We start from the raw sequence: 3424 nt of genomic DNA on the forward strand, positions 1-3424 counted from the left end.
TGATGCGGTTTCTGAGTTCTATGATGGTATTAAAGATAAGTCTGTAACGACCGGAGAAACCCCAGGTCAAATCCAAACCTTAATGCAGAACTTGAAGCCGTCACCCAAAACTTGAGCATTACCACATTTCGATATGTTCCGATCAATTATATGAGGGATGAAACGTGGGATAACACTTTTCTGAATATTTTGAATGAAAAGTTATTGAATAGATTACAACAGGGAGGCGAAGTGTTCTTATCAAATGCTGTTCTTGCAGATAAATATTGTTTAAGATGTTGCATTGTGAACTACAGGACTTCAAAAAAGGATATTTTAGAAACAGTTGAAATTATCGTCCGTGAAGGACGAAAAGTTCACCAAACAATTCAGCATTCTAAATAGGATAAAACAATAATTGAAAATTTTACTGACAGCTTGCATCTTGACCTATTTTCGCATCATCGACAAGACAAATTAGAAGAAAAAGCCAATATAGAGTATTTTTTAGGTTTTGACGGTAAAATACACTCATTTATAAACTACAATAGGGACTTTTCATTATGGCTGAATACTGCAATTCTTGACAATTTCAACCTTGAAAAATTAAAGCTTTCAACTTCAAACAACATAACTTTTTGGAAAGATGGTAAAGGTTGGATAAGCAAACCAAGCGACAAGATTTTAGAAAAGAATTTTGCACTGATAAAAAACGGACTATCAAAAATTCAAAACACAGAACAAGATTTTTTCATATCAGTTGGCAGACTTAATCAGGGAATTTTTGAAGGAGAAGAATTTGAAATTTACTTCAATAACTGAGGGCGGCCATTATCAGAAAAATTCCCTGTGATGAACATTGTGATAACTCACAAAAACGGAAACGACATATACCAAGACCATTTTGACTTTTTATAAACAGAAAACGGATATAAATTAATAAGTTTGACAATAAGAAACGGACGAATAGAAGAATAACCACAGCTAGCTTCATTATTATGTAAAGTAATCCTGAAAAAATGTTTTTAAAGACTTTTGAAAAATATCAGACCTGTCAGTCTTTCATATGCTGACAGGTTTTTTTTCCTTTAATATTCTTGTAAGTCAACTTTGAACCTATGTGAAACTAATTTTGACCATGAAACCACCTTTCAAAAAATCAAATACTATTGTTTATGATTATCCACATTGATACATGTAAATGGGAAAACTAATGGAAATATTGTCAAACTCTAAATTTAAGAATACTTCCGTCTTCGGTCTTCTAGCCATTTTTATAGAAACTTTCTTACCTTGTATCTAGGCGGATATTCATTCTATTTCTCTACTGAGAGGTTATTCCGGTACTCCTTCAACTGATTTTTAGCTTGAATGAGGTGCCTTTGATTGTGTACCAAAAGAAACTCAATAGTATCACAAGGTCTAAGATTCACCAATGGGGAAATGGAGCTTCGAAAACTTCCGCGGTTTAAATCAATTTGATTAGCCTGTGATAATATCAAAAGCATTTCCTCAAGATTGTGGATGAAATTTGCCACGATTTGATGTGGATCAGTTGACTGTATATTGGGATAATGCTTTTTCATCGCTTTGAATTTTTTCCCATTTTCAATTGGCTTCATCATTTTAATGAAATATACCCCTATCCAACTCAGTTTTATGGAAGTGGGATCATTAATTGGTTTTTGGGAAGCCATTACCTTTTTGATCCTAGGCAAATAGTAATTAAAATAGCTATTGAGATGGTCAATGCAAGCTGCTGCAGACCAAGTTCTGGAATCCGAAAACACCAAAGCTTCCTCATGTAGGTTTTGGAAAATTTTCGTGGAAGCTTCCAATTGTTCTTCCACCAAATTTTCCATCTTTTCTATCCAGTACTCTTTATTCTGCGATTTCATAGATTAACTCTAGATTTTTGGACACGATTTTATAAGCGGAAAGCAGCCCCAGTGCAATGATAAACAAGATGGTTTCAATCATTAACCATTGGTTTCCAAATTCCCCCAATTCTCCTTCAATTACGATGGTCATGATCCTGGATATGGCATAAAATCCCCAAAGCATCACCAAAAAGCCCAGCCCTTGGATTGGGTTTTTGATCATGAGATAAATTAGGGATAAAAACAAAGCCATACCAACACCCCCATAAACTCCCCTGATGGAGCTAAAGGCATCGGTGTTAGGAAGTTGTACCTGGACCAAGTCCATGACAGATTGTGGGGATATTAAAGCCATTAGGCTTACCGAGAGCAGTGCCAATCCTGAGAATAAAATAAATATCCTGGAAAGAAGGGTTAAAATTTTGATAGTGTTCATAACATATTTTGGTTTAGATTATTTCCCAAAATTGAACAAATCTGAGGAGTTGATTTTTGGTTTTTACCAAGATTTTGACCCATTCAAATAATTGGATAATAATCTTAAAGCCTGATTTTATTCATCAATTTGCTGAAATTGGTAGGGTCTATTCCAATGTAGTTTGCCAGATATTTATGCGGGATCATTTGAAGGATATGGGGGCTTCTTTGTAGAAGTTTCCGGAATTTTTCCTCAGAACTGTAAGTCTGTAATTCAACCTGCCTTTCCAAAACGCCTCCCAAAGCACCGGTAATTCCCAGTCTTACAAATTTTGCAATTCCCGCATGTTTTTGGGAAAGATTTTCGAGATCATCATAATTGACCCTCAGAAATTTTGAGGGTGTAAGGGCCTCATAGGCAAATTTTGAAGGACTTCTCAACATAAAAGAATCCAATATCCCCCCAAAAGAATGGGGATAGGTAAATATCAAAGTGGCCTCCTTTTCCTGATCTTCATAAAAAATCCGTTGGAGGCCTTCTGTGATAAAGTAGAGGTTGTCTTCAATTTTGCCCACAGGGGATAAGCATTCCTTTCTTTTGCAAGAATAGGGTTTCCATATTTGATGAAAATCCTCCCATTCAACATCATTCAAAGGTGAAATGTTGTTGGTGATTATTTTTAAGATTTCCTTCATCGGTTAGACTTAAGGTTATTTACAATAATGTAGGTTCTTTTTGATATAGATTGAAAAACAGGGTGTTTGGTTGTATTTGCAATTGTGCAAATGTTTTGGAAACATGTTTTAATGTGCGCTCATGTTTGTTTAAGAAGTCTAATAGGACGCAACTTTACTAAGATAAAATGAATCTATCTATTTGAATCTCTTTAGATTAGAAACATTAAAAATAAACCAGCTTAAAGTTAATTACACGATGAAAAAAGTAGCTTTAAACCTTATAGGTTTGGCATTGCTCCCAAGGGTATTTGGAGCATGCAACGATGATGACGACAATCCTGAAGTCAATCTGATTATTAAGGAATGGGTTGCTGCCGAAGGGCAGTTTACGACCTTCACAGTAGATGGTGAAGAAAAATGACTGAGGCCTATCAAGTTGGATTAAAAATCAATTTGGTCAAATGATATGT

General features: G+C 35.0%; 4 protein-coding genes. 1 reads left to right on the top strand and 3 read right to left on the bottom strand.

What is annotated here, in order from left to right:
- Window positions 1–1295 precede the first annotated feature (1295 nt).
- The 3 genes from ACEW8U_RS14355 to ACEW8U_RS14365 all read right to left on the bottom strand — a co-directional run bounded on the left by ACEW8U_RS14355 (window position 1296) and on the right by ACEW8U_RS14365 (window position 2972).
- Window positions 1296–1877, bottom strand: coding sequence for a DinB family protein (locus tag ACEW8U_RS14355; protein ID WP_373522739.1), 582 nt, complete (start codon window positions 1875–1877; stop codon window positions 1296–1298).
- Window positions 1861–2295 (bottom strand): DUF4345 domain-containing protein, encoded by a 435-nt coding sequence (locus tag ACEW8U_RS14360; protein WP_373522740.1) that lies wholly within the window; start codon window positions 2293–2295, stop codon window positions 1861–1863. Before ACEW8U_RS14360 ends, ACEW8U_RS14355 begins: the two co-directional genes overlap by 17 nt.
- Window positions 2296–2399: 104 nt before the next feature.
- Complete coding sequence (locus ACEW8U_RS14365; RefSeq protein ID WP_373522741.1) at window positions 2400–2972, bottom strand: Crp/Fnr family transcriptional regulator; 573 nt, start codon at window positions 2970–2972, stop codon at window positions 2400–2402.
- A 238-nt stretch (window positions 2973–3210) separates the two neighbouring features.
- Here ACEW8U_RS14365 and ACEW8U_RS14370 point away from each other — a divergent pair, with 238 nt between their 5' ends.
- Entirely contained in the window at window positions 3211–3375 is a 165-nt protein-coding gene (locus ACEW8U_RS14370; RefSeq protein WP_373522742.1) for a hypothetical protein, read from the top strand.
- The last annotated feature ends 49 nt before the right edge of the window (window positions 3376–3424 follow it).

The sequence above is a fragment of the Aquiflexum sp. genome (assembly GCF_041751335.1).
Classification (GTDB): Bacteria; Bacteroidota; Bacteroidia; order Cytophagales; family Cyclobacteriaceae; genus Aquiflexum.